27 protein-coding genes, 1 tRNA gene and 1 pseudogene are annotated in these 26,365 nt (G+C 67.1%); 15 read left to right on the top strand and 14 right to left on the bottom strand.

Features of this window, described 5'->3' with window-relative positions:
• Positions 1–499 precede the first annotated feature (499 nt).
• The 4 genes from DWF00_RS02390 (at position 500) to DWF00_RS02375 (ending at position 4,962) form a co-directional block, all read left to right on the top strand.
• Positions 500–1,645 carry a type III PLP-dependent enzyme gene (locus DWF00_RS02390; protein ID WP_114830779.1) on the top strand — a complete coding sequence of 382 codons (1,146 nt, stop codon included), beginning with the start codon at positions 500–502 and terminating at the stop codon, positions 1,643–1,645.
• A 233-nt stretch (positions 1,646–1,878) separates the two neighbouring features.
• The gene (locus DWF00_RS02385; RefSeq protein WP_114830778.1) at positions 1,879–2,415 is read left to right on the top strand and encodes a GNAT family N-acetyltransferase; all 537 of its coding nucleotides are present in this window, start codon (positions 1,879–1,881) and stop codon (positions 2,413–2,415) included.
• 207 nt (positions 2,416–2,622) lie between these two features.
• A complete protein-coding gene (locus DWF00_RS02380) occupies positions 2,623–3,432 on the top strand; it encodes a phosphodiesterase (RefSeq protein ID WP_114830777.1) in 810 nt (269 codons plus the stop codon).
• A gap of 93 nt (positions 3,433–3,525) precedes the next feature.
• A complete protein-coding gene (locus DWF00_RS02375) occupies positions 3,526–4,962 on the top strand; it encodes a homospermidine synthase (RefSeq protein ID WP_114830776.1) in 1,437 nt (478 codons plus the stop codon).
• A 55-nt stretch (positions 4,963–5,017) separates the two neighbouring features.
• On the opposite strand, the gene DWF00_RS02370 is transcribed toward DWF00_RS02375, so the two are convergent.
• Positions 5,018–5,323, bottom strand: a complete 306-nt coding sequence (locus DWF00_RS02370; protein ID WP_114830775.1) for a hypothetical protein — start codon at positions 5,321–5,323, stop codon at positions 5,018–5,020.
• A 113-nt stretch (positions 5,324–5,436) separates the two neighbouring features.
• Positions 5,437–6,528, bottom strand: coding sequence for a hypothetical protein (locus DWF00_RS02365; RefSeq protein WP_114830774.1), 1,092 nt, complete (start codon positions 6,526–6,528; stop codon positions 5,437–5,439).
• Positions 6,529–7,124: 596 nt separating this feature from the next.
• Between DWF00_RS02365 and DWF00_RS02360 the strand changes: the two genes are divergently transcribed.
• Together DWF00_RS02360 and DWF00_RS02355 are read left to right on the top strand one after the other, a co-directional pair.
• Positions 7,125–8,159 carry an aspartate-semialdehyde dehydrogenase gene (locus DWF00_RS02360; protein ID WP_114830773.1) on the top strand — a complete coding sequence of 345 codons (1,035 nt, stop codon included), beginning with the start codon at positions 7,125–7,127 and terminating at the stop codon, positions 8,157–8,159.
• A gap of 211 nt (positions 8,160–8,370) precedes the next feature.
• Complete coding sequence (locus DWF00_RS02355; RefSeq protein ID WP_181832759.1) at positions 8,371–9,327, top strand: DMT family transporter; 957 nt, start codon at positions 8,371–8,373, stop codon at positions 9,325–9,327.
• Here the strand turns inward: DWF00_RS02355 and DWF00_RS02350 are convergent.
• Entirely contained in the window at positions 9,290–9,955 is a 666-nt protein-coding gene (locus DWF00_RS02350) for a TetR/AcrR family transcriptional regulator (RefSeq protein ID WP_114830771.1), read from the bottom strand. The two genes, DWF00_RS02355 and DWF00_RS02350, sit on opposite strands and share 38 nt — an antisense overlap.
• A 144-nt stretch (positions 9,956–10,099) precedes the next feature.
• On the opposite strand from DWF00_RS02350, the gene DWF00_RS02345 reads away from it, so the two are divergent.
• The 6 genes from DWF00_RS02345 to DWF00_RS02320 all read left to right on the top strand — a co-directional run bounded on the left by DWF00_RS02345 (position 10,100) and on the right by DWF00_RS02320 (position 15,492).
• Positions 10,100–11,299: an HlyD family secretion protein gene (locus DWF00_RS02345; RefSeq protein WP_114830770.1), complete on the top strand. Its 1,200-nt coding sequence runs from the start codon at positions 10,100–10,102 to the stop codon at positions 11,297–11,299.
• A 157-nt stretch (positions 11,300–11,456) separates the two neighbouring features.
• Positions 11,457–13,043 (top strand): DHA2 family efflux MFS transporter permease subunit, encoded by a 1,587-nt coding sequence (locus DWF00_RS02340; protein WP_114830769.1) that lies wholly within the window; start codon positions 11,457–11,459, stop codon positions 13,041–13,043.
• A gap of 236 nt (positions 13,044–13,279) precedes the next feature.
• Positions 13,280–13,813, top strand: a complete 534-nt coding sequence (gene irrA / locus DWF00_RS02335) for an iron response transcriptional regulator IrrA (protein WP_245973716.1) — start codon at positions 13,280–13,282, stop codon at positions 13,811–13,813.
• Positions 13,810–14,097, top strand: a complete 288-nt coding sequence (locus tag DWF00_RS02330) for a (2Fe-2S)-binding protein (protein ID WP_181832758.1) — start codon at positions 13,810–13,812, stop codon at positions 14,095–14,097. Before irrA ends, DWF00_RS02330 begins: the two co-directional genes overlap by 4 nt.
• 204 nt (positions 14,098–14,301) lie before the next feature.
• Positions 14,302–14,787, top strand: coding sequence for a bacterioferritin (gene bfr, locus DWF00_RS02325; RefSeq protein WP_114830767.1), 486 nt, complete (start codon positions 14,302–14,304; stop codon positions 14,785–14,787).
• A gap of 162 nt (positions 14,788–14,949) precedes the next feature.
• Entirely contained in the window at positions 14,950–15,492 is a 543-nt protein-coding gene (locus DWF00_RS02320; protein WP_181832757.1) for an MOSC domain-containing protein, read from the top strand.
• A gap of 89 nt (positions 15,493–15,581) precedes the next feature.
• Here DWF00_RS02320 and DWF00_RS29965 read toward each other — a convergent pair whose 3' ends face one another.
• The 4 genes from DWF00_RS29965 to DWF00_RS02300 all read right to left on the bottom strand — a co-directional run bounded on the left by DWF00_RS29965 (position 15,582) and on the right by DWF00_RS02300 (position 17,738).
• On the bottom strand, positions 15,582–16,241 hold the full coding sequence (locus DWF00_RS29965) for a cold-shock protein (protein ID WP_114830766.1): 660 nt from the start codon (positions 16,239–16,241) through the stop codon (positions 15,582–15,584).
• A gap of 122 nt (positions 16,242–16,363) precedes the next feature.
• On the bottom strand, positions 16,364–17,065 hold the full coding sequence (locus DWF00_RS02310; protein WP_114830956.1) for a carbonic anhydrase: 702 nt from the start codon (positions 17,063–17,065) through the stop codon (positions 16,364–16,366).
• Positions 17,066–17,128: 63 nt separating this feature from the next.
• Positions 17,129–17,443 (bottom strand): DUF167 family protein, encoded by a 315-nt coding sequence (locus DWF00_RS02305; RefSeq protein ID WP_114830765.1) that lies wholly within the window; start codon positions 17,441–17,443, stop codon positions 17,129–17,131.
• 4 nt (positions 17,444–17,447) lie between these two features.
• Positions 17,448–17,738 (bottom strand): YggT family protein, encoded by a 291-nt coding sequence (locus DWF00_RS02300; protein WP_114830955.1) that lies wholly within the window; start codon positions 17,736–17,738, stop codon positions 17,448–17,450.
• A 140-nt stretch (positions 17,739–17,878) separates the two neighbouring features.
• Between DWF00_RS02300 and DWF00_RS02295 the strand changes: the two genes are divergently transcribed.
• Positions 17,879–17,954, top strand: a tRNA-Ala gene (locus DWF00_RS02295).
• 507 nt (positions 17,955–18,461) lie between these two features.
• Here DWF00_RS02295 and DWF00_RS30075 read toward each other — a convergent pair.
• Positions 18,462–18,620 (bottom strand): annotated as a pseudogene (locus DWF00_RS30075) (transposase); the annotation flags it as partial.
• Positions 18,621–18,641: 21 nt separating this feature from the next.
• A complete protein-coding gene (locus DWF00_RS02285) occupies positions 18,642–19,241 on the bottom strand; it encodes a cysteine hydrolase family protein (protein ID WP_114830763.1) in 600 nt (199 codons plus the stop codon).
• A gap of 104 nt (positions 19,242–19,345) precedes the next feature.
• On the opposite strand from DWF00_RS02285, the gene DWF00_RS02280 reads away from it, so the two are divergent.
• Both DWF00_RS02280 and DWF00_RS02275 read left to right on the top strand, forming a co-directional pair.
• On the top strand, positions 19,346–19,768 hold the full coding sequence (locus DWF00_RS02280; RefSeq protein WP_114830762.1) for an Lrp/AsnC family transcriptional regulator: 423 nt from the start codon (positions 19,346–19,348) through the stop codon (positions 19,766–19,768).
• Positions 19,769–20,033: 265 nt separating this feature from the next.
• A complete protein-coding gene (locus tag DWF00_RS02275; protein WP_114830761.1) occupies positions 20,034–20,756 on the top strand; it encodes a glutathione binding-like protein in 723 nt (240 codons plus the stop codon).
• 94 nt (positions 20,757–20,850) lie between these two features.
• Here the strand turns inward: DWF00_RS02275 and DWF00_RS02270 are convergent, their stop codons facing one another.
• From DWF00_RS02270 to DWF00_RS02250, 5 genes are read right to left on the bottom strand one after another with little or no spacing between them, the layout of a single operon-like run.
• Positions 20,851–22,212 (bottom strand): LLM class flavin-dependent oxidoreductase, encoded by a 1,362-nt coding sequence (locus tag DWF00_RS02270; protein ID WP_114830760.1) that lies wholly within the window; start codon positions 22,210–22,212, stop codon positions 20,851–20,853.
• Between the two features lie 39 nt (positions 22,213–22,251).
• Entirely contained in the window at positions 22,252–23,469 is a 1,218-nt protein-coding gene (locus DWF00_RS02265) for an acyl-CoA dehydrogenase family protein (RefSeq protein WP_114830759.1), read from the bottom strand.
• Complete coding sequence (locus tag DWF00_RS02260) at positions 23,466–24,593, bottom strand: ABC transporter ATP-binding protein (RefSeq protein WP_114830758.1); 1,128 nt, start codon at positions 24,591–24,593, stop codon at positions 23,466–23,468. The genes DWF00_RS02265 and DWF00_RS02260 overlap by 4 nt, the downstream gene beginning before the upstream one ends.
• Before the next feature lie 27 nt (positions 24,594–24,620).
• Positions 24,621–25,433, bottom strand: coding sequence for an ABC transporter permease (locus tag DWF00_RS02255; RefSeq protein WP_114830757.1), 813 nt, complete (start codon positions 25,431–25,433; stop codon positions 24,621–24,623).
• 2 nt (positions 25,434–25,435) lie between these two features.
• Entirely contained in the window at positions 25,436–26,365 is a 930-nt protein-coding gene (locus DWF00_RS02250) for an ABC transporter permease (protein WP_114830756.1), read from the bottom strand.

The following is a 26,365-nucleotide window of genomic DNA, read 5'->3' as shown; positions in this document are numbered from 1 at the left end:
TCCGAACCAGAGGGTCAAAAAAAACTTGTAGTGGGGGGCACCCATCCGTATATGGGGCTTACCCAATTCGCACGTGCCTGTGGCCGCGTGCCGGTCGGTGGGCATCCGGACAAGAGGCCGGACAGCCGCCAGGGGTTGGAGACGGATGGAGGGGGATGGACATCCCCTCAAATCACGCTCCCGGTCTCGCAAGAGACCGTTCCCCGAACAGCGACTGGCAGCCGGAGGCGAAACCGGCGAACCCCGAATCTCCACGGGGGACGTAGCTTAAAGCAACGACGGAGCGGGCTTTTTTGGTCTCGTTGGTCCTCCAAAGGCCAACACCGAAGAGGCTTGTCCTTCATTGCCGGGCGTGCGGGGTTTCCCCAATCGACGGTGTTTTCGGGTCCGGACGTTTCGTCCGCTGTCCTTGGCGTCTCCATCGCGCCTTGGATCGCGAACGTTTCAGCCGGCTACACGTCGCATCGGCGCCGCTTGCGCCGGGTGGGGAGTCGCGCCGATGACCGAGCGCATCCGTGAGTTTCTTCGTAACCGTCGCGAGGACGGCCCTTGCGTCGTCATCGATCTCGATGTCGTGCGCGAGAATTACCATGCCTTCTCCCGGGCCCTGCCTGACACCCGCGTCTTCTACGCGGTGAAGGCGAACCCGGGGCCGGAAGTGCTCGCCCTGCTGGCCAAGCTCGGCTCCTGCTTCGATTGCGCCTCGGTCGTCGAGATCGAGCTCGCGCTCGCTGCCGGCGCCACCGCGGACCGCATCTCCTTCGGCAACACGATCAAGAAGGAGCGCGACGTCGTGCGCGCCATGGAGCTTGGCGTGCGCCTCTTCGCGGTCGATTGCACCGCCGAGGTGGAGAAGGTCGCCCGCGCCGCCCAGGTGACCGGCGCCAAGGACGCGCGCATCTTCTGCCGCATCCTCTGCGACGGCGCCGGCGCCGATTGGCCGCTCTCGCGCAAGTTCGGCTGCGTGCCCGAGATGGCCGCGGACGTGCTCGAGCATGGCCATCGCCTCGGCCTCACCGCCTATGGCATCTCGTTCCATGTCGGCTCGCAGCAGTCCAACGTGAAGGCGTGGGATTCGGCGCTGGCCTCGGCCTCGGCCGTGTTCAAGGAATGCGCCATCCGCGGCATCTCGCTGTCGATGGTCAACCTCGGCGGCGGCTTCCCGGCGCGCTACCTGCGTCCGATCCCGGGCGTCCCTGCCTATGGCGATGCGATCTTCCAGGCTCTGTCGAAGCATTTCGGCAACCGCCTGCCCGAGACCATCATCGAGCCGGGCCGCGGCATGGTCGGCGATGCCGGCCTGATCGAGGCCGAAGTCGTGCTCGTCTCGAAGAAGAGCGAGGATGACCAGGTGCGCTGGGTCTATCTTGACATCGGCAAGTTCAACGGTCTCGCCGAGACCATGGACGAGGCGATCCGCTACCCGATCCGCACCGCGCGGGACGGCGACGCGACCGTGCCTTGCATCCTGGCCGGCCCGACCTGCGACTCGGTCGACGTGCTCTACGAGAAGACCCCGTACATGCTGCCGTTCTCCCTGGAGATCGGCGACCGGGTGCTGATCGAGGGCACGGGCGCCTACACGACGACCTACTCGGCCGTCGCCTTCAACGGCTTCCCGCCGCTGAAGCAGTACGCCATCTGACGCCGAGGGGCGCTTAGCGCCCCTCCTTCCCCATTGGGTCCGGCGAAGCGCCCTGTCACGAGTCGACAGGCTGCCCGGGAAACCGGGCGGAGCGTTCGTGCCTCCAAGAATGGAGGGCGCGGGCGTGGCTCCCGCCGGACCCTCTTCCACACATCCCTGTTCTGCTTGTGGCCGCGCTCGCGCGGCGCCGGGAAGGTCTGCAACCAAGCAGGCGCTCCGGCCGGAGGTGCGTCATGATCACGATCCGCGATGAAATCGCTGCCGACATTCCCGCCCGCGAAGCCCTGCTCGACACCTGCCTGGGCGAGCGCCGCACCGCGAAGTCGAGCGAGCGCCTGCGCGAGGGCCGGCTGCCGGCCCAAGGCCTGGCCCTCGCGGCCGAGCGCGACGGCAAGCTCGTCGCGACCGTGCGCCTCTGGCATGTCGAGGCCAATGGCCGCCCGGCGCTGCTGCTCGGCCCGCTCGCGGTCTCGCCCGAGCTGCAGGGCGAGGGCCTGGGCAAGGCGATGATGCGCGAGGCGATCTGGCGCGCCGCCTGCCGCGGCCATGGCGCCATCATCCTGGTTGGCGACGCCTCCTACTACGAGCGCTTCGGCTTCTCGACCGAGCCGACGCAGGATCTCGCCATGCCGGGCCCGGTCGAGCGCGAGCGCTTCCTGGCGCTCGAGCTGCACGATGGCGCGCTCGATGGCGCCTTGGGCGTGCTGGTCGCGACCGGCCGCGCCGAGCCGGGCAAGGCCGAGGCCGCGCCGCTGCGCCGCGCCGCCTGATCACGCTGACGTGCCGGGACGGGGCACCGCCTCGTCCCGGTCGTCGTCGATTCGTCGTCAAACCGGGGCATGACGAACTGTTTGCGGCCATGGCCGCAGAGCATGTTCCGCAAAAGTGGCTTCCGCCTTTGCGATAGGAACTCGCTCAAGACATAGCCTGCGTCACCTGAATCAGCTGACGCCCGCCAGTTCGAGAAGCCGACCAGCATGCTCATCGCCCATCTCACAGACCTGCACTTGTGCCCGCCCGGCGAGCTCGCCCTCCGCGTCTCCGACACGGTCGGCATGACCCGGCGCGCCTTCGAGGCGGTCGCGGCGTTGCCGGTGAAACCCGATGCGCTGGTCATCACCGGCGACCTGACCGAGAACGGCCGGCCGGAGGAATACGCCTTGCTGCGCAGCATGCTGGCCGGACTCGGCCTGCCTACGCTGCTCCTGCCCGGCAACCACGACGACCGCGAGAACCTCGTCGCCGGGCTCGAGCTCGGCCCGCATGCCGTCACCGATGGCGGCTTCGTCCAGTTCCTCGCCGATCTCGGGCCAATCAGGCTGATCGGCCTCGACACCGTGCAGCCAGGCTCCAGCGCCGGCGCGATCTGCGATATCAGGCTCGATTTCCTGGAGGCGGCGCTCGCTGGCGCGGACGGCCGCCCGGTGGCGCTGTTCATGCACCATCCGCCGTTTTCCTGCGGGCTCGGCTATCTCGACGCCGTCATGCTGAAGGAAGGCGCCGGGCGGCTCGCCGAGATCGTGGCGCACTACCCCAACATCGAGCGCGTGCTCTGCGGCCATCACCACCGGCCGGTCCAGGTGCGCTATGCCGGCACGCTCGGCCAGGTCGCGCCCGGCGTCTCGCATCAGGTCATCCTCGACCTGCGCGAGGGCGCACCGGCGCGCTTCCTGATGGAGCCACCGGCCTTCCTGCTGCACCTCTTCGCGCAGGACCGCCTGATCTCGCACACGGCCTATTCCGGCCGGTATGACGGCCCCTACCCCTTCAGACCGGACGCAAGCTAGTTCCGCCGACCGGCCCTTGAACGTTGACGCGACCCGCCATCGTCCATAGGAGCCGCCCCAATCATTGTTCACAGCACACGAGGATATCCGCAAATGACCAGCTGGCCCGTACACGGCAAGATCACCGGCCCGATCGTGATGATCGGTTTCGGCTCCATCGGACGTGGGACGCTGCCGCTGATCGAGCGGCACTTCGAGTATGACCGTTCGCGCCTCGTCGTGATCGACCCGCATGACAGCAACCGCGCCCTGCTCGACGAGCGCGGCATCCGCTTCATCCAGGAATCGGTGACGCCCGAGAACTACAAGGCGCTGCTCCAACCCCTGCTCACCGAGGGCGGCGGCCAGGGCTTCTGTGTCAACCTCTCGGTCGACACCGGCTCGCTCGACATCATGCAGCTCTGCTCGGAGCTCGGCGCTCTCTACATCGACACGGTCAACGAGCCCTGGCTCGGCTTCTACTTCGACCATAGCAAGGGCGCGGCCGAACGCTCCAACTACGCGCTGCGCGAGGCCACGATCGGGGCCAAGCACGCCCGTCCGGCCGGCACCACCACGGCGGTCTCCTGCTGCGGCGCCAATCCGGGCATGGTCTCCTGGTTCGTCAAGCAGGCGCTGCTGAACCTTTCGGCCGATCTCGGCCTGCAGGTCCCCGAGCCGAAGACCCGCGCCGAATGGGGCGCCTTGATGCAGCAGGTCGGCGTCAAGGGCATCCACATCGCCGAGCGCGACACGCAGCGCGCCAGGCACCCCAAGCCGCGCGACGTCTTCGTCAACACCTGGTCGGTCGAGGGCTTCGTCTCCGAGGGCATGCAGCCGGCCGAGCTCGGCTGGGGCACGCACGAGACCTGGATGCCCGAGAACGGCCGCACCCATGAAAAGGGCTGCCAGGCCGCGATCTACCTGCTCCAGCCCGGCGCCAACACGCGCGTGCGCACCTGGTGCCCGACGCCCGGCCCGCAATACGGCTTCCTCGTCACCCATAACGAGGCGATCTCGATCTCCGACTACTTCACCGTGCGCGACGCCGCCGGCAACCCGGCCTATCGGCCGACCTGCCACTACGCCTATCACCCGGCCAACGACGCCGTGCTCTCGCTGCACGAGATGTTCGGCAATGGCGGCAACGTCCAGGAGGAGCAGCACATCCTCGAAGAGAACGAGATCGTCGACGGCATCGACGAGCTCGGCGTGCTGCTCTACGGCCACGGCAAGAACGCCTACTGGTACGGCTCGCAGCTCTCGGTCGAGGAGACCCGCCGCATCGCCCCCTACCAGAACGCCACCGGCATGCAGGTCACCTCGGCCGTGCTCGCCGGCATGGTCTGGGCGTTGGAGAACCCGACTGCCGGCATCGTCGAGGCCGACGAGATGGATTTCCGCCGCTGCCTCGAGGTGCAGCTGCCCTATCTCGGCCCGGTCATTGGCGCCTATACCGACTGGACCCCGCTCGACGGCCGCCCGGGCTTCTTCCCCGAGGACCTCGACACCAGCGACCCCTGGCAGTTCCGGAACATCCTGGTGCGTTGACACGCAACAAAAAGGCCCGCCAACCGGCGGGCCTTTCGCATTCCGGAGCCTGCGCTCAGTAGCGCGGCAGTGCGATCGTGTTGGCGAAGGGGTTGGCGCCGGAGCCGATGCGGGAGGGCAAGGTGCCTTCGCCGTAAAGCTCGCCCGTGTTGCTGTAGACCGGGCTCGTGTAGAAATGCTGGCTGGCGTAGCTGTTCATCGAGTTGACCGGCACGACGTTGCCCGGATCGAGATAGCTGCGCTTCTGCACGGTGACGCGCAGCGGCTGCCGGCGCGACTGGGCCTCGGCCATGGAAACGAGAACGGTCGACGCCGCGATCGACAGGGCAAAGACGGCTGCAAGGCGCTTGAGCGAACGCATGACGGCAACTCCAAAAAGATGCGGCGACCAACTGGATATAGGGACGAAAAGATCGGGCAGAAGCCTATCGCAGCGTAGTTAACGTTTTTGTTAGCGAGCCGATAGGCAGGCCGCTATTGCCGTGGATTGGCGCGGGGCCGTTCCGCCGCGGCGCTCTTCGTGCGCAGGGCCGGCGCGCTGCCGTCGCCGTCGAGCCAGGAGGTCTTGCGCCCGCTTGCCGAGAGGCGCGGCGGCGAGCAGGCCGGCTGGCGCTTCAGTTCGGTGCGGGCGAAGGCGGCATGCAGGGCGCGGTCGTCGCCGGCGCTGAGCAGGTCGACCCGATCGAGCAGGCAGACCAGTTGCTGGCGGTCGGCCGGGCGCTTCTCGGCGCCGCACCACCAGCCGCTCAGCGACAGCTGAGCATCGCCCATCCGGTGGCGGAAGCCGATGCAGGCGCGGCTGGTCGCGCCGTCGCTCAGCGTCGCGTCGGCGGTCTCGACCAGCCCGAACTTGGTCTCGATCCCGGTCGGCGCGCCGCTGCGCTGGAGCGACATGCCGCGCCCGGCCGCCTCGCGCACCAGGGAGATGACGAAAGGCTGGGAGAGCTGCTCGTCTTTGGCGTCCAGCAGCAGGCGCAGCACCAGATACGGCTTCGCCTCGGTGAAGCCGCCGAAGGCCAGCACGTCCTCGCGCTTGCCGCCATCCTGGCTGCGCCGCGCCTCGTAGCTGGGGGCCTGCCGGTCGAGCTCGGCCGAATCCAGTCCGAACATCGCGATCGGCTTGGCGATCCTGACCCAACCCTCGTCGCCGAGAACCGCGCGTGGCTCCTGGCGAACGTCGCGCACCAAGCGCTGACTGGCGGCAGGCAGTTCGGTCAGGCTCGCAAGGCGAATTTCGCTATCGTCGGTCGAGAGCGCGGTGACCAGCGTCGCGGTCAGGCCGATGCCCGTCAGCGCCGCGAGCCCGCGCCAGGCGAGCGCGCCGGTCAGTCCGAGGCCCCAGCGGCTCAGGCGGGAGCGCGGCCAGCGCAGCACGACCCGAAAGGCTGCCTCGATGCTGTCGGCCGTGCTGATCAGCGCGCCGACGCCATCGAAGGAGCGAAGCTTGCTCTGGCGGCCGGCCGGAAGCGCCGGCGCCCGGCGCGCGACCGCGACGCAGGCCTCGCGCCAGGCCGGCATCAGCGCGCGCAGGCGCTCCGAGAGAAGCGACGTGAATTGACCCGACACAACTGAACCCTGTCCTCACCCGGAGGGCAGCCTGCCGCGGCCGGGTCAGCGCCCGGTTACCGGACCGGCGCGATCGTCGCTCAGCGTGAACGCGGGGTTAGGGAGCAGGGTTAACGAGGCGTCTTCCCTTCTCCCCTTGCGGGAGAAGGTGGCTCGGCGAAGCCGAGACGGATGAGGGGTCGCGCGACGATTGCAATGTCGCTCGGCAAGATTCAAGTCCTTGGAAAGGGCGGCGCGACCCCTCATCCGCCCCTGCCGGGGCACCTTCTCCCGCAAGGGGAGAAGGGAAGACAGGAGGGAGCAGGAAGAACGGATTGACTTTTGATGGCCGGCGGTGTTCTGACATGCTGTCGCGCGGCACAACCGTGCGACCGCGAATGCTTGCAGCCCTCGGGATTGGTTGAACGTGACTGTCCGTCTGACGACGAAACGCACGACCAAACCGGCGACCGGAACCCTCCGGACGCCGCGCTGACGCTTCGCCTCGGTTCCGGGCCCCTCCCCCCCGGCGGGGGCTAAGTCCGACCCGCTTCGATGATGCGGGCCGGCAATCCCCGGGGAGACAGAACCGGTTTATCCAATCAAGGACCAACATCATGAGCTTCAAGGTCGCGGTTGTCGGCGCCACAGGCAATGTGGGCCGCGAAATCTTCGACATCCTGGCTGAACGCGCCTTCCCGGTCAGCGAAGTCGTCGCACTCGCATCCTCGCGTTCGATCGGTACCGAAGTCTCCTTCGGCGACCGGGTGCTGAAGGTGAAGGCGCTCGAGCATTACGATTTCTCCGACACCGATATCTGCCTGATGTCGGCGGGCGGCGAGGTCTCGAAGGAATGGTCGCCGAAGATCGGCGCCAAGGGCTGCGTCGTCATCGACAATTCCTCGGCCTGGCGCATGCACCCCGACGTGCCGCTGATCGTGCCGGAGGTGAACGCCGCCGCTGCCGCCGGTTTCACCAAGCTGAACATCATCGCCAATCCGAACTGCTCGACCGCCCAGCTCGTCGTGGCGCTGAAGCCACTGCATGACCGCTTCAAGGTCAAGCGCGTCGTCGTTTCGACCTATCAATCGGTCTCCGGCGCCGGCAAGGAGGCCATGGACGAGCTCTTCAACCAGACCCGCGCCATCTTCACCGCCGGCGAGGTCAGCACCAAGAAGTTCCCCAAGCGCATCTCCTTCAACCTCATCCCGCAGATCGACGCCTTCATGGAGGACGGCTTCACCAAGGAAGAGTGGAAGATGATGGCGGAGACGAAGAAGATCCTCGATCCGAAGATCAAGCTGACCGCGACCTGCGTGCGCGTGCCGGTCTTCATCGGCCATTCCGAGAGCGTCAACATCGAGTGCGAGAAGCCGATCACGGCCGACGAGGCCCGCGAGGTGCTGCGCACCGCGCCCGGCATCCTGGTCATCGATAAGCACGAGCCCGGCGGCTACATCACCCCGCACGAGGCGGCCGGCGAGGACGCGACCTATATCTCGCGCATCCGCGAGGACAACACGGTCGAGAACGGGCTCGCCTTCTGGTGCGTCTCCGACAACCTGCGCAAGGGCGCGGCCCTGAACGCGGTCCAGATCGCCGAAGTGCTGATCAACCGCAAGCTGATCCAGCCGCGCAAGCAGGCTGCCTGAGCCAATAGTCTATCGATTCGAGCGAATAAGACAGGCGGGCCCGGCGGCCCGCCTTTTCCTTAACGATTGGTGACTTGGCGGCGCACGGGCATGCATGGGTCCCGTGCCGCCTTTGCGTGTCCGGATCGGCGCGAACACTGTTAACGTCACGGCCTCGTCATGAATTGCCAGGCCAGTGACCCTCCCCGCCACCGCCAATAGATCCGCGCCGTTGTTCTCAGCCACGGCGGCAGAGCCCAAGCCCAAGGCGGCGGAGCCGAAATCGCTGCGCCACGACGCCCCCTTGCGCGGCATCGGGCTGGTCCTGCTCGCGGCGGTGTTCTTCTCGTCCTCGGACGTCGTCTCGAAATACCTCGCCGCCAGCCTGCCTGCCTTCCAGATCACCTGGATCCGCTACGCCACCTTCGCCGGCCTGATGCTTGCCATCGTGGCCAGCAGCGGCAGCACGCGGCTTCTGCGCACGAAGCGCCCGGCGCTGCACATCCTGCGCGGCTGCGGCCTGGTCTGCTCCTCGATCGTCTTCGTCATGGGGCTGCGCTACCTGCCGGTCGCGGATGCGACGGCGACGGGCTTCGTCACGCCGCTCTTCGTCACCGCCCTCTCCATCCCCCTGCTCGGCGAGCGGGTCGGCTGGCGGCGCTGGACTGCGACGCTGGTCGGGCTCGCCGGCGTGCTGATCGTGGTCCGGCCGGGCGGGCAGAGCTTCCATCTCGCCTCGCTGCTGCCGATGGTCTCGGCGCTGAGCTGGGCCTTCGGGCTGATCTTCACCCGGATGATGAGCAACACCGAGAACCCGATCTCGACCATGACCTATTCGGCGCTGGTCGGCCTCGCCATCTCCAGCCTGTTCATTCCGTTCTGGTGGCAGCCGCTGAACGCGGAGCAATTCGCGCTCTGCATCCTCGTCGGCCTGGTCTCGACCACCGGCCACTGGTTCATGATCCTGGCCTTCCGCCACGCCGACGCCTCGGTGCTGGCGCCGTTCACCTATTCGCAGCTGTTCTGGGCCTCGCTCTTCGGCTTCTTCCTGTTCGCGGCCCTGCCCGACATCTGGACCATCGTCGGCTCGGTGATCATCGCCTGCTCGGGCCTCTACACGGCACATCGCGAGCGCATGCGCGCCCGCGAATTCACCCGTTCGAAGGCTTCAGCGCATAGCGCGCCATGAACATCTCGACCGCGGCCGTGACCACGCGGGCGATCTCCTCGTCGGACGGCTTCTCGCGCACGGCGTTGAACAGCCGCGGCCGCAGCAGAGTCGACTGGCTGAGGTCGAGGAATTGCGAGGCGGCGAGTGCGGTATCCTCGATCGCGAGCTTGCCCTCCGCGACCCGGTCGTCGAGATAGCCGGCTAGGCGCTTCGTGCCCTGGAGCGGGCCGTTCTCATAGAACTCGCGGCCGAGATCGGGCATGCGCTCGGCCACGCCGATGACGATGCGATGGGCGCTGACCGCGAAATCGCAGGAGAGCAGCCGGATCAGCCGCTCGCCGAAGGTCGCCAGCGCATGCGCCGGGTCGGGATCGTCGTCCAGCGCCTCGTAGGCGGCGCGCTTCTGGCTTTCGCGCTCCCGCTCGATCAGGGCGAGGAACAGGTGCTCCTTGTCCTCGAAGTAGACGTAGAGCGTGCCCTTCGAGACATTCGCCGCCGCGGCGATGTCGCTCATGCTGGCAACGTCGAAGCCGCTGGCAAGGAAAACTTCATGGGCACCGTCCAATATCTGGCGGCGCTTCTCCGGGTCGGCTCCGGCAACCCGCCGCCGGCGCGGCATCTCGATCGTCTCTGACACCGTGTCCATTCCATCCAGCCGCGCGGCGCTGCATCGGACCGCGTAAAATAAATCGAACCACTCAGTTCGATTTCGCTTGATATGCGCCATCGCCCGCGCTATTTCAACCGAAATCGAACCGCCGGGTTCGAATTATAAGCGACAGGATCGTCCATGTCTGCCGAGACCCTCACAGAAAAGCCGCAGGGCCGCGACCGCCTCAAGCTCGTCGAGCCGGTCACCGAGACGGCCGCTCCCGAACCCCAGGCCCGCCAGGCCGCCGAGGCGCCGCTCGCCAGCACCGAAGCTCCCGCCGGCCAGAAGCCTGCCCGCAAGATCGTGCGCAAGCTCGGCCTGACCCTGCTCGCCGGCGCCGCGCTGACGGCCGGCGCCTATTACGGCCTCGACTGGTGGCGCAACGGCCGCTTCATCGTCACCACCGACGACGCCTATGTCGGCGTCGAGATGGCGACGGTCTCGGCCAAGCTTTCAGCCAACGTCACCAATGTCGCGGTCGCCCGCAACCAGCAGGTCAAGGCCGGCCAGCTCCTGGTCGCGCTCGACGATGGCGACCAGCGCATCGCGCTCGACAGCGCCAAGGCCAAGAGCGCCACCGCCGTCGCGACCCTGTTGCGCATCGACAGCCAGATCGAGGCCGGCAAGGCCAGCCTGCTGCAGGCTCAGGCCCAGGCCAACTCGGCCCAGGCCGATATCGTGCGCGCCAATGCCGATTTCGACCGCGCCAGCAAGCTCGCCGCCAGTTCCTACGGCTCGCAGGCGAATTTGGACGCCGCCACCGCCACCCGCGACAAGGCCCGCGCCGCCATCGCCAACAGCGCGGCCGGCGTCACCGCCGCCGAGGCCAACGTCAAGGTGCTGGAGGCCCAGCGCAACGAGGCGGCCCGCCAGGCCGACGAGCTCAAGGTCGCCGAGGAGAAGGCCGCCCGCGACCTTTCCTTCACCAAGATCTACGCGCCGATCGACGGGCTCGTCGCCAATACCGGCGTCCAGCTCGGCGACCTCGTCAGCCCCGGCAAGCGCCTGATGTCGGTCGTTCCGCTCGACCAAGTCTATGTCGATGCGAACTTCAAGGAGACGCAGGTCGGCGAGCTCAAGATCGGCGACAGGGCGAAGATCAAGGTCGACGCCTTCGACGGCCACAGCCTTGACGGCACCGTCAGCGGCATTGCCGGCGGCACCGGCTCGGTCTTCTCGCTGCTGCCGCCCGACAACGCCACCGGCAACTTCACCAAGATCGTCCAGCGCCTGCCGATCCGCATCGCGCTGACGCCGGAGGCCATCGCCCGCGGCGTGCTGCGTCCCGGCATGTCGGTCGTGGTCTCGATCGACCCGCGCCCGGCGACGCAGCACTAGGAACGCTTCAAAGACCTCGGCCCTCATCCTGAGGAGGCGCGCAAGCGCCGTCTCATAGGGTGATTTAGCGCCCCCTGAAGCATCCTTCGGGACGCGGGCCAAGGCCCGCTCCTCAGGATGAGGGCTGAGAGTTCAGATAGTCCCCAAGGAGGCCGTCATGGCCGAAGCCACCATGAGCGCTGCCGGCGCGCCGCCGGCCTCGGATGCGATGCCGATCCGGCGCGTCTTCGCCTTCATCGCCATGGTCTTCGGCATGTTCATGGCGATCCTGGACATCCAGATCGTCTCCGCCTCGCTCGCCGAGATCCAGGCCGGCCTCTCCGCCAGCAGCGACGAGGTCGCCTGGGTCCAGACCGCCTACCTGATCGCCGAAGTGATCATGATCCCGCTTTCCGGCTATCTCAGCCGGGCGCTGTCGACCCGCGTCTTCTTCACCATGGCCGCCGCCGGGTTCACCGTCGCCAGCGTGCTCTGCGCCACCTCGTCCTCGATCAACGAGATGATCCTGTGGCGCGCCGTGCAGGGCTTCATCGGCGGCGGCATGATCCCCGGCGTCTTCGCCGCCGCCTTCACGATCTTCCCGGCCTCGAAGCGGCCGATCGTCTCGCCGCTGATCGGCCTCGTCGCCACGCTCGCCCCGACCATCGGCCCGACTGTCGGCGGCTATCTCAGCAACGCCTTCTCCTGGCACTGGCTCTTCCTGGTCAACGTCGTGCCCGGCATCGGCGTCACCATCGCGGCCTGGATGCTGATCGACTTCGACCAGCCGCAGCGCGGCCTGCTCAAGCGCTTCGATTGGCTCGGCCTTGCCGGTATGGCCGCCTTCCTCGGCAGCATGGAATACGTACTGGAAGAGGGCACGCGGCTCGACTGGTTCCAGGCCGAGGAGATCGTCTTCTTCACCGGCCTGATGCTGGCGGGCGCGGTGTTGTTCTTCTGGCGCGCCCTGACCCGCGACGACCCGCTGGTCGACCTCACCGCCTTCAGGAACCGCAACTTCGCCTTCGGCTCGCTGTTCAGCTTCTGCCTGGGCATCGGCCTCTACGGCCTGACCTATCTCTACCCGGTCTATCTCGGGCGCATCCGCGGCTATGACGCGCTGATGATCGGCGAGACCATGTTCGTGACGGGCCTGTGCATGTTCTTCACCGCGCCCGTCGCCGGCCGGCTCTCGACCAGGCTCGACCCGCGCGTGATGATGATGATCGGCTTCGGCGGCTTCGCGCTCGGCACCTACATCGCCTCCTTCATCACCAAGGACTGGGATTTCCACGAGTTGCTGATCCCGCAGATCCTGCGTGGCTGCTCGCTGATGCTGTGCATGGTGCCGATCAACAACCTCGCGCTCGGCACCTTGCCGCCGATGCAGCTCAAGAATGCGTCGGGCCTCTACAACCTGACCCGCAATCTCGGCGGCGCGGTGGGTCTCGCTGTGATCAACACCATGCTGAACACCCGCACCGATCTTCATATCGGCCGCCTGCACGAGGCCGTCGCCGCCGGCCGCCAGGTCGCGGAGGAGCGCATCGCCGCGATGACCGAGCTCTTCTCCAACTACGGCGCCGACGCGCAGGCGATGGCGCTCGCCCAGATCAACTCTATGGCCAAGCGCGAGGCGCTGGTGCTTGCCTTCAGCGACGTCTTCCTGGCGCTCACCGTGATCTTCGCCAGCCTGATCGCCCTGTCGCTGTTCATGAGCAAGCCGCCGAAGGTGGCGCCGGCGGGCGGAGGCGGCGGCCATTGACGGCGGGCTGCCCTGCCTTCTCCGCATAGCATTCTCTCCGGATCGGCAAAAATGCCGCTGGAAATCGCCTTTCCGGCGGGTTTTCGCGCATCTCCCAGCCGCCTGATGCGAGATGTCGCAGCCGGCTCGCAATTGACTCTGGACCCGGACTCGGCCAAATATAGTAGCAATATCAGTAGTTTAGATGTTTTCTAAACTACGGGCCGATGAATAAGCGGCGTTTGGAAGGCATTGCGATGAGCGTTTCACCGGTGAAGGACCTTGGGCCCGTGCGGGCGGCGGCGGATCAGATTCCGTGGCCGCAGAAAAGCCCTGCCTCCTGCCCGATCAGCGCCGTGAAGAACCGGCTGCGGGTGGCCGGCCTGCGCCCGACCCGCCAGCGCATGGCGCTTGGCTGGCTGCTCTTCGCCAAGGGCGACCGCCATGTCAGCGCCGAGATGCTCTACGAGGAGGCGCTGCGCGCCCGCGAGCCGCTTTCGCTGGCCACCGTCTACAACACCTTGCGCCAGTTCTCCGAAGCCGGCCTGCTGCGCCAGGTCTCGGTCTCCGGCCCCAAGACCTTCTTCGACACCAACATCTCCGAGCATCACCATTTCTACAATGAGGATGACGAGAGCGTCGTCGACATCCCCGGCTCCGAGATCCAGGTCGCCGGCCTGCCCCAGGCGCCGGAAGGCATGCTGATCTCCTCGGTCGAGGTCATCGTCCGCCTGCGCCGCGCCGATGGCGAGGAGGTCGTCACCAAGATCGCTGCGGATCATCACGCGTGATCGTCTGCTCCTGCAACGTCCTGTCCTGCCGGCAGATCAAGGGGACCATCGCTCCCGATGGCTCCGGGCCGGTGACGGCTGGCGAGGCCTATGATTGCCTCGGCTGCAGCCCGGATTGCGGACGTTGCGCCCGGCAGGTCCGCGCCATCCTGGCCGAGGCGCGCGCCGCCTGCGCCAGCCAGTGCCATTCCTGCGCCAGCCGCGAGATCGACTGCGCCGTGCACGTCTCCGTCGGCCATATGATGGACGGCCTCGTTATCGCCGAAGAGCGCAACGCCGCCTGATCCAGGAGCATTTTCAAGCGAGGTGGACACCGGTTCGCGTGAAGAAAATGCGTCAAATCAAAAACCTGGAGCAGCTTCCGATCCAATCGGACTGGAAGCGGCTCTAGTCCCCGGAAAAGCGCCGGGACCGCAACTCTTCCCTTTCAATTCGCCGCGGCCCCTTCTACATTAGGATCATTCTAATGTGGATTTGGGAGAGCCGCCATGAAGGGTGACAAGAAGGTCATCGACTATCTCAACAAGGGGCTGCGCTCCGAGCTCACGGCCATCAACCAGTACTGGCTGCACTACCGCATGCTGGACAACTGGGGCCTGAAGGAGCTGGCCAAGACCTGGAAGAAGGAATCGATCGAGGAGATGGTCCATGCCGACCGCTTCGTCGACCGCATCCTCTTCCTCGAAGGCTTCCCCAACCTGCAGACGCTCGACGCCCTGCGCATCGGCGAGACCGTCAAGGAAGTGATCGAATGCGACCTCAAGGCCGAGGTCGAGGCCCGCGCGCTCTACCAGGAAGCCGCCACCTATTGCCGCGAGGTCCATGACTACCCGTCCGAGGAGCTGTTCCGCGCCCTGATGAAGGACGAGGAAGGCCATATCGACTTTCTCGAGACCCAGCTCGACGTGATCCAGCGCATCGGCCTCGAGCTCTACACCCAGAAGCATGTCGGCCATCTCGACGAGGGTCACTGATCCACGACGGCGGCCGGAGGGGCTTCCTTCGACCCAAGGTGACGAGCCTCGACGCCCTCTACCCTTCTCCCCCCTGCGGGAGAAGGTGCCCCGGCAGGGGCGGATGAGGGGTCGCGCCGCCCTTTCCGATGACTGAGTCTTGGCGAGCGGAAACAGCAGTCCATGACAGCGCGTATCGTAGCGGTCAGTCGCGACACCGGCCATGCCTTCAGCAAGCCGCTCGAACCGAGCATCCGCCTCCTCGCCGGGCTTGGCATCGAGGGCGATGCCCATTGCGGCGTGACCGTGAAGCATCGCTCGCGCGTCGCCGTCGATCCGACGCAGCCCAACCTGCGCCAGGTCCATTTCATCCATGAAGAGCTGCTCAACGAGCTCAACGCCGCCGGCTTCAACGTCGCGCCCGGCCGCATGGGCGAGAACATCACCACGCGCGGCATCGACCTGCTCGGCCTGCCCGTCGGAGCGCGATTGAAGCTCGGCGAGAGCGCGGAGGTCGAGATCACCGGGCTGCGCAATCCCTGCGCCCAGATCGAGGCCTTCCGTCCCGGCCTGCTCAAGGCCGTGCTCGGCCGCGACGCCGAGGGCCGCCTGGTCCGCAAGGCCGGCATCATGGGCATCGTGCTGGCAGGTGGCGATATCCGGCCGGGCGATGCGATCACCGTGACGCTACCGGCGCAACCGCACCGCGCGCTCGACCGGGTTTGACAGACCGCCCGTCATTGCGCTGTTCAAAGCGAAACGCCCCGATGCAGGGCATCGGGGCGTTTCGAAATCGGAGAACCGTCGGCGAAACGTCAGATGAAGCTGACGTTCGCAGCCTCCGGGCCCTTCTTGCCGGCGCGGATCGAGAAGCGCACGCGCTGCCCGTCCATCGGCGGCTGCAGGCCGCTGCGGCTCAGCGAGGAGACGTGCAGGAACACGTCCGGCCCGCCCTTGTCGGGAGCGATGAAGCCGAAGCCGCGATCCGAATTGAAGAACTTCACGGCGCCGTCGAACGGACCTTCCATCGGCCCGCTGTCGCGGCTGGCGAAGCCGCCGCGATCGCCACGGTCGCTGTAGCCACCACCACCGCCGCCACCGTAGCCGCCGCCACCCCCGCCATATCCGCCGCCGCCGCCGAAATCGTCACGCGGCGGGCGCGGAGAGAACGGGCGCGGAGCGCGGTCGCCACGCGGCGCGGCCGGCGCCGCCGTCGAGGCGTCGATCTCGTGGACAGCCACGACCTGCAGGCCGCGGCGTCCCTCGCCGAGATCGGCGATGATGGTCGCACCGGGCTGCAGATCCTGCGGATCGAGCGGTCCGATCGACGAAACGTGAACGAAGACGTCGCCCGAACCGTCAGCCGGGGAAGCGAACCCGAATCCCTTCTCGGGATCGAACCACTTGATCTTGGCTTCGATATTCTCGTGGGTGACGAAGGGCGTAGAGGCGGGAGGCTTGCGACGATCGAACATGGAGCTTCAGAATTCAGTGACCGGGAGAGCGCAATCTAGCGCAAGCTGGCCGCGCCGTCATGGGGGCGCCAGCTATTTTATCGCGCCAAATTCCCCGACCGGAATCGGGGCCGTCACAGGCTCTATTCGGCTTCGCTCGCGCGAATCATCTGGACTTTTTTCGGCATCTCGCCGACTGCCGGAATGAATTGTCCCGTCTCCGGATCGAGCAGCATCAGCACGCCCGTAGCAACCGCAAAATAGGCGCCGTGCAGCTGCAGCCGGCCTTTATCCTCAAGAATCTTGATGCAGGGGAAGGTGCGCAGGTTGTGGAGCGACTGCTGGATCGAGGCCAGCGCCAGCCGCTCGACATAGCCCTCGAAGCTCTCGTTGCGGCCGCGCCCGCCGGTGCGCCGCGCCGCCGGCTCGATCAGCGTGATCCATTTGCCGATGAAGTCGCCCGGCGAGAGCGGCCCCTGCGCATCGTCGGCGAAGGCGCGGATGCCGCCGCAGCGGCCATGGCCGAGCACGACGATATGCTCGACCCTGAGCGCCTGCACGCCATATTCCAGCGCAGCCGAGGTGCCGTGCAGCTGGTCGTCCGGCGAGAATTGCGGGATCAGGTTGGCGACGTTGCGCACGACGAACATCTCGCCGGGGCTGGCATCGAAGATCACCTCGGGCGAGACGCGCGAGTCGCAGCAGCCGATCAGCATGATCTTCGGCGTCTGGCCGCTCTCGGCGAGCTCCTCGTAGCGGCTCTTCTCGCGCGAGAAGCGCTCGTCGAGGAAGGCGCGATAGCCTTCGGTCAGCCGTTCGGGGAATTGGGGTGTCGGCGTGTCCATGACGGCGAGAGGGACACCGAAGCGGGCGGCTTCGTCAAGCCTCTTCTCGCCGCAGCGCAACAATCACGTTCCCGGGAGCTGCGCTTTCAGGCGCGCCAGCAGCGCCTCGGCCTCGCCGGAAACCGCCACGACCTTCAGCCGCGCGGTCGCACCCGCGGCAAGCTCGGTGCGCGAGCGCGGCACGCCGAGCAGCTTGGCGAGCAGCGCCAGCAGCGCCGCGTTCGCCTCGCCCTCTGTCGGCGCCGCCCGGACCCGGACCTTCAGCACCTCGCGTCGATCGGCCAGGAGCTCGACGCCGTCGATGGCATCGCGCCCGCCACGCGGCGTCAGCCTGACGGCAAGCAGAAGGCCGTCAGGCGTGGCCGTCCACGCAGGCACGCGCTCAGAAGACGTTGGGGTAGAGATAGCGAACGATGACGCTCTGGATGAAGACGATCAGCAGCAGCACGATGATCGGCGAGATGTCGAGGCCGCCGAAATTGGGCAGCCTCTCGCGGATCGGCCGCAGCACCGGCTCGGTCATCTTGTAGAGCATGTCCCAGACCGTGGCGACGAACTGGTTGCGCGTGTTGATGACGTTGAAGGCGATCAGCCAGCTCAGAACGGCCGAGATGATCAGGATCCACCAATACAGATTCAGGGCCAGCATCACCACATCGAGAACGGCGCGCATCAACATCCCTCTTGTCGTCAGAAGACCGGTGACGCGCCGTCATTCGGCCGCCCTTTCCCGGCGCCTCCGGCATGGAGGCGAAAGGTTTGACGGAAGCGATTGACATTCACGCGACGCACGGCCTAGAAGGCCAGCGCCTCGGGGCTGTAGCTCAGTTGGGAGAGCGCTGCAATCGCACTGCAGAGGTCAGGGGTTCGAATCCCCTCAGCTCCACCAAGGCTTTGATCTAAGTGGTCGAAAGTCACAGTGGTTTGCGAAGGCATAGAATGCGGACCCTGGATTCTGGTCTCGTAAGCTCTTAGCCAGAGTCTGGCTAACGCCGGGGTACGGCGGCGAGGAAGTTTCCGGCCTTGTCGGAGGGCTGGCCGGTAGACAGGATGATCCGCAGCGGCAGGCCCATCCTGATCGGCCGGGGCGTTGATCTTGGTGCTCAACTCCTCCACGAGAACGGCCGATGGCGTGATCCGGGCCCCTTTTTTCCACCGGCGGCATGCTGATGAGCCCGGATGATGGAGCTGTCGATCAGGTGCGCCGGGCCCGGCGAGCCGGCCGCCAGGGCTTCGAAAACCTTGAGCCAGACAGCCGGCCTTGGCCCAGCGGTTGAAGCGGTTATAGACCGTCGCGTGCGGGCCATAGAGCATGATGCCGAACCGAAAGCCCGCGTTAGCGAATAGTGGGCACCGGTTTTCGGACGACATCATACTCTAACTCTTTGAGGCTCTAGCGGCCCGGCAGGCCGCGCCACGGCGAACCGGTCCCAAGCACATAAAAAATGCCGTTGATCACCCGCCGGTCGTCACCACGGGCGACGCTGCGCGGCTTGTTCGGCAAAAGCGGCTCGACCAGCCGCCACTCCGTCTCACTCAAATCGTATCGCGCCATCCCCCTCGCGGAGAGGTCGAATCAGCCAAGACTCTCCATCGCAACCATTGTGGGTTCAGAACCTAGCGCCGCCAGCACCTGCCGCGTCGAGACGACCGTGCAGAATTCGAAGCCGAGCGTCGCGACGTGGACCGCCTGGACCGTCTCGGCCGGAATGGTGCCGCCCGACCCGTCCGGCAAATCGAAGCAGTCGCAGGCATCGGCGACCAGCACCATCGGCCAGCCGAGATTGGCGCCTGTGCGGATCGTCGTCGAAACGCACATGTCGGTCGAGATGCCGAAGGCCACGACCCGCTTCGCGCCCAGCCGGCGCAGCCGCAGGTCGAGATCGGTCGCGATGAAGGCCGAATTGACGCTCTTCGCGACGGCCGCCTCGCCATCGCGCGGCTCGAAGCCCTGCCGGAACCGGTTGCCCGGGCGCCCAGGCCGCAAGCTGGAATTCGGCGCGGCCGAATCGTGCCGGACATGGATCAACGGGAGGGCCGCCTGGCGCCAAGCCGCCAACAGCGCCTGGCCATTGCCATCGAGATCGCTGTTCCAGCGGCGCGGCCAGGGTGGCCCGTCGAAGGCCTGCTGGAGATCGACGAGGAGGAGGACGGCATCAGTGAGGTCGAGCGACATGGCGGGGTTTCCCTTCGCCCCCCTTGTCCCCCGTCCTTGCGCCGGTATCACTCGTCATGATGCCGGCCGAACCGGCGAAATGACGGCCGGAGGCCGGACGCGCGATGGACGACAAGGACCGACTGCTCCTGAACCTGCTCAGACAGGACGCGCGACGGCCGCTCGTCGCCCTGGCGCGCGATCTCGGCCTCTCCCGCAGCGCGACGCAGGAGCGGCTCGCCAAACTGCGCCGGACCGGAATCGTCGCCGGCTTCACCACGATCGAGGACCGCCAGCCGCAGCAGCGCCAGAGCGCGCATCTGCTGGTTCGGCTGCAAGCTGGAAAGACCTGCGCGCAGGTTGTGCCGCGCTTGCGGCAACGTCCGGAGATCGTGCTGATCCATTCGGTCGCCGGCGCGCTCGACCTGATCCTGCGCGTCGAGGCCGACACGATCACGGAGGTGGAGGCCACACGCGCCGCCGTCGCCGCCACGCCCGGCATCGCCGAAGCCACGACCCTGGTCGCGCTCGAACGGCATTTGGGTTGACCTGCCCGGGTTGTCCCTACCGGCTCGGCCAGGTCCAGAAGCCAAGACCGGGCTCTCCGGCAGGGAAACAATCACGAATCCAGCGAGCGCAGCATCTTGGATGGTTTCGGCTGGAATAGCGCCACGGCGTGGTGCAAAATCGCCGCCTCCCGCAAAAACATGGCAACGCTTTCTGCCTACGACGTAAACGCGTTCAGCTAACATGCCGCGAAGCACAACGCGGCAGGCCCGGCACGGCCGATCCTCGCCCAACCGGCAGACGCCCATGATCGATCTCCATTACTGGCCGACCCCGAACGGCAAGAAGGTCGCGATTTTCCTCGAGGAGACTGGGACGCCCTATCGCCTCGTTCCCGTGAACATCCAGCGCGGCGACCAGTTCAAGCCGGAATTTCTCCGGATCAATCCCAATCACCGCATGCCCGTCATCGTCGATCACGCGCCGAGCGACGGCGGCGCACCGCTCAGCGTGTTCGAATCCGGCGCGATCCTGTTCTATCTCGCCGAGAAGACCGGCCAGCTCTGGCCGCAGGATCAGCGGCGGAAATACGAGGTCGCCCAATGGGTGATCTGGCAAATGGCGAACCAGGGGCCGAAGCTCGGCGAGGCCGGGCATTTCCGCCGGCTCGGCGACCGCGAGGGCGACCAGTCCTATGCCCTCCGCCGCTTCGGCGACGAGGCCAACCGCCTCTACGGCGTCCTCAACGCACGCCTGCGCGATCAGCGCTATCTTGCCGGCGGCAGCTATTCGATCGCCGACATCATCTCCTATCCCTGGACCCTGGGCTGGAAGGCGCAAGGCCAGGAGATCGACGAGTTCAAGCATGTGAAGCGCTGGTTCGACGAGATCAGCGCGAGGCCGGCCGTGCAGCGCGGCCTCGCCGTCGGGGCGGACCTCTCCACCGACACCGGCAAGCTGCCGCCGGAGGAGCAGGCACGCATCCGCAAGCTGCTCTATAACCAGCGAGCCCTGCCGGTGCCCGACTGAGCGGCTTCGCCGCGTTTCCGGGCCGCGCGGGGCGATCGGCGCCGGTCGCGATTGGATTCATCTCGGCATTCTGACGCTGCCGGCGTCCCGGCACTCAGAAGCCTCGCTTGGCCGGATGGCTCGCCGGTAGTCGCCCACGTGCATGGCCGAACAGTTTCTCACGGAACGGGCCGTCTCTGTAGGAGGTCTTGAACGCGCCGCGGCTTTGCAGCTCCGGTACGACCAGGTCGACGACGGCCTCCAACGTTTCCGGAAAGACGATTCGGGTCAGGTTGAAGCCATCGATGTCGGTCTCATCAGCCCAATCCTGCAGTTCGTCTGCGACCTGCACGGCAGACCCGACGATGAAGGGACCACGCCCCGCGGCCCCGGCGAAGCGCGTCAGGTCGCGCGGCGTCCAGGTTCGGTTCGGGTCGGTGCGGGTCAACGCCTCGACGATCGAGCGCACGCCGTTGCTTTCGATGCCGGTCAGCGGCTCGTCGAGACCGACCGCGCCGAGATCGACGCCGAGCCGTCCCGACATCAGGGCGAGGATCCCGGCGGGATCGACATAGGGCCGGTACTCCTCGACCAGGTCGCGCGCCTCCGCCTCGCTCGCTGCCGCGATCACCGTTGCGCCCAGAAAGACCTTGAGGTCGGAGGGATCGCGGCCGGCTTCCGTGGCCTGCCGGCGCAGATCGCTCACCGTCCGCGCGACCGACGATCTCGTATGGCCGTTGATGAAGACGCATTCGGCATGGCGTGCCGCGAAGCGCTTGCCGGCAGGCGAGGTTCCCGCTTGATAGAGAACCGGCGTCCGCTGCGGCGAGGGCTCGCAGAGATGCACCGCCTCGCTGCGAAAATACGGGCCGTCGTGGCGGATGGCGTGGACCTTGGCCGGATCGGCATAGATGCCGCGCGCCTTGTCGCGCAGAACCGCGCCATCCTCCCAGCTCTCCTCCCAGAGCTTGTAGACGAGCGCCAGATAGTCCTCGGCGCGTGCGTAGCGCTCGTCATGGTCGAGCGCGCCCGCCTCGCCCATCGCCCGTGCCGCGCTGTCGAGGAAGCCCGTGACGATGTTCCAGCCAATGCGCCCGTTCGTCAGATGGTCGAGCGTCGAGAAGCGTCGCGCCAGGATGTAGGGATGCTCGTAGGCCACGCTTGTCGTCAACCCGAAGCCGAGATGGCGCGTCACGGCCGCCATCGCGGAAATGACCAGGGCCGGATCGTGGATCGGAACCTGCGCGCCCGCCGCGAGCGCGGCATCGGCCCCACCGAGATAGACGTCGTGGAGGCCGAAGGTGTCGGCGATGAAGATGCCGTCGAGCAGGCCGCGCTCGGCCAGCCGGGCGAGGTCGGTCCAGAAGTCCAGGCGGGCGAAGCCGTCGGAACGGTCGCGCGGATGGCGCCAGAGCCCGGGCCAGGAATGGCCGGGCGTATTCATCTGGAAGGCGTTGAGGCGGATTTCACGGGCCATGGCGGGCTACTCGCAGCACGGGTTCAGAACTTGCCCCGGTCAGAACTTGCCGCTCGGCGGCGGCAGCGTGCCCTTGAGGTGGTAGATGCCGATCGCCCGGTATTTGTAGGCGACGGGGTCGTGGACGGTGTGCGTGCGGGCATTGCGCCAGTGACGGTCGAAATTGCGCTTGCGCGTGGTGGCCGAGGCGCCGCCGATCCGGAACAGGAACTCGCTCGCGCGCAGGGAATTCTCGGTCGCTACGGCCTTGGCCTCGGCCACGGCGAGCGAGGCCGCACCGAGCACGGCTTCGTCGGCCGATCCGGCAAAAAAGGCCCGCGCCGCCCGTTCCGTAATTACCGCCGCGCGCTCGACCATGGCCTCGGCGGAATGGGCGAGGACGGCGATCTCGCCGACCGTGTGCGCGACATAGGGATCGTCCACCGCATGGACCACGCCGGCCTCCGGCAGGGGGCGAGCGCCGTCGCGGGCGTAGGCGACGGCATCGGGCAGCACGCCGCGCGCGATGCCGGCGTCGATCGCCGCGTGCAGAATCTGGGCGAAGGGGCCGAAATGCGTGCGCGTCTTCCGCCAGCCGCGATCCGCGATCACCTCCTCGCGCCCCACCGCGACGTCCTTCAGGATCACGGTGCCGCTCGCGGTCGTGCGCTGGCCCATTCCCTCCCAGTCGTCGACCAGCTCGATGCCGGGACGGTCGGTGGGCAGGATCAGCATCACCTTTTCGCCGTCATGGCCGACGGCGGAGACGAAGAGATGATCGGCGAACAGGCTGCCGGTGCTGTAGTACTTGGTGCCGCTGACCCTGAAGCCTTCTCCGTCCGCCCGCAGCTCGGTCGAGAGATCGCCGATCAGCTTGCCACCGCGCTCGGCATGGGCGTTGGCGAAGACGTGCCCGCGCAGCATCAGTTCGAAATAGCGGCGCTGCTGCTCCTCGCTGCCATAGAGCCTCAACTCCTCGATGACGCAGTAATGCGGCAGGATCGCCTGGGCGATGTTCGGATCGGCAGCCGCCAGGGCGAGGAAGATCCGGACGGTCTCGGTCATGTCGAGCTCGGGCCCGCCATGACACCGCGGGATGCGCCCGGTCAGCACGCCGCCGGCGGCGAGCGCCGCGATCTCCTCCTTCGGCAACCGCCGCTCGAGGTCGCGTTCCGCCGCCGTCTTCCGGAATTGCGTCGCGAACTCTTCGGCGCGCAGCAGGAGCGGATGCGCGCCGCCGGGCTCCGCCGCCTCCCGGAAAGGCTCATGGATCGTCATGCCGGTTCTCCCTGGAGGATCGCTCCCGCAGATGCGGATCGCGTGTCGTCGTCGTGCCGGAACAGCAGCACGTCTTCCGCCCGCCAGCCGATGTCGAGCGCCGAGCCGACGGACGGGATCGGGCCTCCATCCGGCAATTCCACGAAGATCGCGGTGCCGCCCCCCGCCCGGCCGTGGATGAGCCAGCGGCTGCCCAGGAAGGCGGCCTTCTCCACCGACATCCGAAGCCTGTTGGGAGCCTCGCTGCCGAGTTGCACGAGCTCCGGCCGCATGGCGACCGCCACGCGCTCGCCTGGAACGAAAGCCGCGGACTGACGCCCCAGGGCGTGGAAGACCTGAGGATCGGGCCCTTCCAGGCGCAGCTCGTATTGCTCCTGGCTTGAGCGGGCCGTCACGACCGCATCGAGGAAATTCATGCGGCCGACGAAGCGGGCGACATAGGACGTTGCGGGCCTGCGGTAGAGCGCCGCCGGGCTGTCGATCTGTTCGATCAGGCCGTCCCGCATCACCGCGACGCGGTCCGACAAGGTGAGTGCCTCGCTCTGGTCGTGCGTCACGAAGATCGTGGTGATGCCGAGCCCCTGCTGGATCCGCTTGATCTCCAGTTGGAGCTCCTCCCGCAACCGGGAATCCAGTGCGCTCAGCGGCTCGTCGAGCAGCAGTGCGGTGGGCTCGATGACGATGGCGCGAGCGAGCGCGACCCGCTGGCGCTGGCCGCCGGAGAGCTGAGCCGGGAAACGCCCGCCATAGTCGCCGAGGCGGACGAGTTCGAGCGCCCCGGCGACCCGCCGGTGCGCCTCGGCCGCGCCGACCCGCCTGACCTTGAGGCCGAATGCGACGTTCTCCGCCACCGTCATGTGCGGGAAGAGCGCGTAATGCTGGAACACCATGCCGGTATCGCGGCGGTTGGGCGCCAGCCGCGTCACGTCGCGGCCGCCGATCAGGATCGAGCCGGCGCTCGGCGCGATGAAGCCCGCGACCATGCGAAGGCAGGTCGTCTTGCCGCAGCCGCTGGCGCCGAGCAGCGTGACGAACTCGCCGTCGGACACGGCGAGATCGACGCCGCGCACCGCCGCGGTCGTTCCGTACGATTTCGAGATGCCGTTCAGTTCCACGCGGGACATGGGTTTGTTCTCGTTCGTCGGGCGGCGTCAGTGCGCGCCCTTGCCTGCGTTGATGACCTTCTCGACGCCCACGACGCGCTCCAGGATGAAGAGCACGGCGAACGAGGCCGCGATGATGACGGAGCTGATCGCCATCAGATCCGCCCCGAGATTGAACTCGACGGTCGAATAGATCTGCACGGGCAGGGTCGGCGCATCGCCACCGCCGAGGAACAGCGAGATCGGAAGGTCCTCGAAGGAGGCGGCGAAGGCGAAGACGCCGCCCGAGAGGATGCTCGGCCCGAGCTGCGGCAGCGTGACCAGGCGAAGGGTCTGGAACGGCCCGGCGCCGAGGCCGCGGGCGGCTTCCTCCAGCGAGGCATCGAGATGGGTGTGACCAACGATCACCGCCCGGATGACGAAGGGAATGGTCAGCGCGATATGGCCGAGGACGAGGCCGCCGAAGGAGCCGGCATAGGTCGTGCCGGTCAGGTCGAACATCACGACCGAGAGCTGATAGCTCGCGACGGCGAGCACGAGCGCCGGGACCATCAGGGGCGAAAGGCAGAACGCGCTGATCGCCGCCTTGCCGCGGAACTCGCCGCGCGCAAGCGTGATGCCTGCGGGCGTGCCGACGACGACGGCGACCACCATGCTTACCGTGGCGAGCACGGAGCTGCGCCAGGCCGCCTGCCAGAACTCGTCCGAGATCGCGGCATACCACCGCGTCGTGTAGCTCGCCGGCGGGAACGCCATGACGGGCCCGTCGCTGAAGGAGGCGACGACCACGACGACGAGCGGCGCGAGCAGGAACAGGAGCACGGCGGCGACGGCCAGCCGAAGCGCGAGGCGTCCGATCATCGTCACCGCCTCTCGCGCAGCAGCCGCAAAGCGGACAGGCTGAACAGTGCCGTCAGCGCGAGCAAAACCATCGCGATGGTCGCGCCGACGGGATAGTTCAGGCCCGAGCGGACCTGCTGCTCGGCATAGGTCGCCATCAGCAGGACGCGCTTGCCGCCCATCATCGCCACGGTGGTGAAGGCGCTGATCGACAGCGTGAAGACGATCAGGCATCCGGCGAGCAGGCCGGACTTGCTGAGCGGCAGGACGATCAGGCGGAACCTCTCGAAAGGCCCGGCGCCGAGACCGGTCGCAGCTTCCTCCAGATCGACGCCGATCCGCCTGATCGCGATCATCAGGGACAGGATCATGAACGGCACCAGCGCATGGACGAGGCCGATCACGACCCCGGTGAAGTTGTTGAGCAGCGCCAGCGGCTCGCTGGAGAGACCGAGGCCCAGGATGACTGTGTTGACGAGGCCGTTGCGCCCCAGAAGCGGGATCCAGCCGAGATTGCGGATGATCACGCTGATCAGCAGGGGCGAGATCACGATGAAGACGAGGAGGCTGCGCCAGCGCGAGGTTGTGCGCGCCAGAAAATACGCCGGCGGATAGGCGATCACGGCCGATATAGCGACGACGATTGCGCCCAGCAGCAAGGTGTCGGCGACGATGCCCCAGTAGAACAGGTCGCCGAAGAACTTGCCGTAATTGGCGAGCGTCCAGCCCGGCCCCGCCTGGGCGAGGCCGGAAAAGGGCCGCAGGCTGTAGCTGCCCATGATGACGATCGGCAGGGCAAAGACATAGGCGAGGACGATCAGCGCCGGCGCGAGCGCCAACGCCGTGGCGAGGCCGGACGGATTGCCGGAGCTCGCGCCGGATGCCCTGCCGGCACGGCGCTCTCCGGTAGCGGCCGGGCTCCCCGAGGGCTCGACGCGGATCGTCATCGACAT

The organism is Allobosea caraganae (genome assembly GCF_003351345.1).
GTDB lineage: Bacteria > Pseudomonadota > Alphaproteobacteria > Rhizobiales > Beijerinckiaceae > Allobosea > Allobosea caraganae.
This window is presented reverse-complemented; position numbering and strand designations above follow the sequence as displayed.

Bases quoted from the DNA above. Each gene is read 5' to 3' on its own strand.
- DWF00_RS02390 (WP_114830779.1), top strand. From the start codon at position 500: ATGACCGAGCGCATCCGTGAGTTTCTTCGTAACCGTCGCGAGGACGGC.
- DWF00_RS02385 (WP_114830778.1), top strand. From the start codon at position 1,879: ATGATCACGATCCGCGATGAAATCGCTGCCGACATTCCCGCCCGCGAA.
- DWF00_RS02380 (WP_114830777.1), top strand. From the start codon at position 2,623: ATGCTCATCGCCCATCTCACAGACCTGCACTTGTGCCCGCCCGGCGAG.
- DWF00_RS02375 (WP_114830776.1), top strand. From the start codon at position 3,526: ATGACCAGCTGGCCCGTACACGGCAAGATCACCGGCCCGATCGTGATG.
- DWF00_RS02370 (WP_114830775.1), bottom strand. From the start codon at position 5,323: ATGCGTTCGCTCAAGCGCCTTGCAGCCGTCTTTGCCCTGTCGATCGCG.
- DWF00_RS02360 (WP_114830773.1), top strand. From the start codon at position 7,125: ATGAGCTTCAAGGTCGCGGTTGTCGGCGCCACAGGCAATGTGGGCCGC.
- DWF00_RS02350 (WP_114830771.1), bottom strand. From the start codon at position 9,955: ATGGACACGGTGTCAGAGACGATCGAGATGCCGCGCCGGCGGCGGGTT.
- DWF00_RS02345 (WP_114830770.1), top strand. From the start codon at position 10,100: ATGTCTGCCGAGACCCTCACAGAAAAGCCGCAGGGCCGCGACCGCCTC.
- DWF00_RS02340 (WP_114830769.1), top strand. From the start codon at position 11,457: ATGGCCGAAGCCACCATGAGCGCTGCCGGCGCGCCGCCGGCCTCGGAT.
- irrA (WP_245973716.1), top strand. From the start codon at position 13,280: ATGAGCGTTTCACCGGTGAAGGACCTTGGGCCCGTGCGGGCGGCGGCG.
- bfr (WP_114830767.1), top strand. From the start codon at position 14,302: ATGAAGGGTGACAAGAAGGTCATCGACTATCTCAACAAGGGGCTGCGC.
- DWF00_RS02320 (WP_181832757.1), top strand. From the start codon at position 14,950: ATGACAGCGCGTATCGTAGCGGTCAGTCGCGACACCGGCCATGCCTTC.
- DWF00_RS29965 (WP_114830766.1), bottom strand. From the start codon at position 16,241: ATGTTCGATCGTCGCAAGCCTCCCGCCTCTACGCCCTTCGTCACCCAC.
- DWF00_RS02310 (WP_114830956.1), bottom strand. From the start codon at position 17,065: ATGGACACGCCGACACCCCAATTCCCCGAACGGCTGACCGAAGGCTAT.
- DWF00_RS02300 (WP_114830955.1), bottom strand. From the start codon at position 17,738: ATGCGCGCCGTTCTCGATGTGGTGATGCTGGCCCTGAATCTGTATTGG.
- DWF00_RS02285 (WP_114830763.1), bottom strand. From the start codon at position 19,241: ATGTCGCTCGACCTCACTGATGCCGTCCTCCTCCTCGTCGATCTCCAG.
- DWF00_RS02280 (WP_114830762.1), top strand. From the start codon at position 19,346: ATGGACGACAAGGACCGACTGCTCCTGAACCTGCTCAGACAGGACGCG.
- DWF00_RS02275 (WP_114830761.1), top strand. From the start codon at position 20,034: ATGATCGATCTCCATTACTGGCCGACCCCGAACGGCAAGAAGGTCGCG.
- DWF00_RS02270 (WP_114830760.1), bottom strand. From the start codon at position 22,212: ATGGCCCGTGAAATCCGCCTCAACGCCTTCCAGATGAATACGCCCGGC.
- DWF00_RS02265 (WP_114830759.1), bottom strand. From the start codon at position 23,469: ATGACGATCCATGAGCCTTTCCGGGAGGCGGCGGAGCCCGGCGGCGCG.
- DWF00_RS02260 (WP_114830758.1), bottom strand. From the start codon at position 24,593: ATGTCCCGCGTGGAACTGAACGGCATCTCGAAATCGTACGGAACGACC.
- DWF00_RS02255 (WP_114830757.1), bottom strand. From the start codon at position 25,433: ATGATCGGACGCCTCGCGCTTCGGCTGGCCGTCGCCGCCGTGCTCCTG.
- DWF00_RS02250 (WP_114830756.1), bottom strand. From the start codon at position 26,365: ATGTCGATGACGATCCGCGTCGAGCCCTCGGGGAGCCCGGCCGCTACC.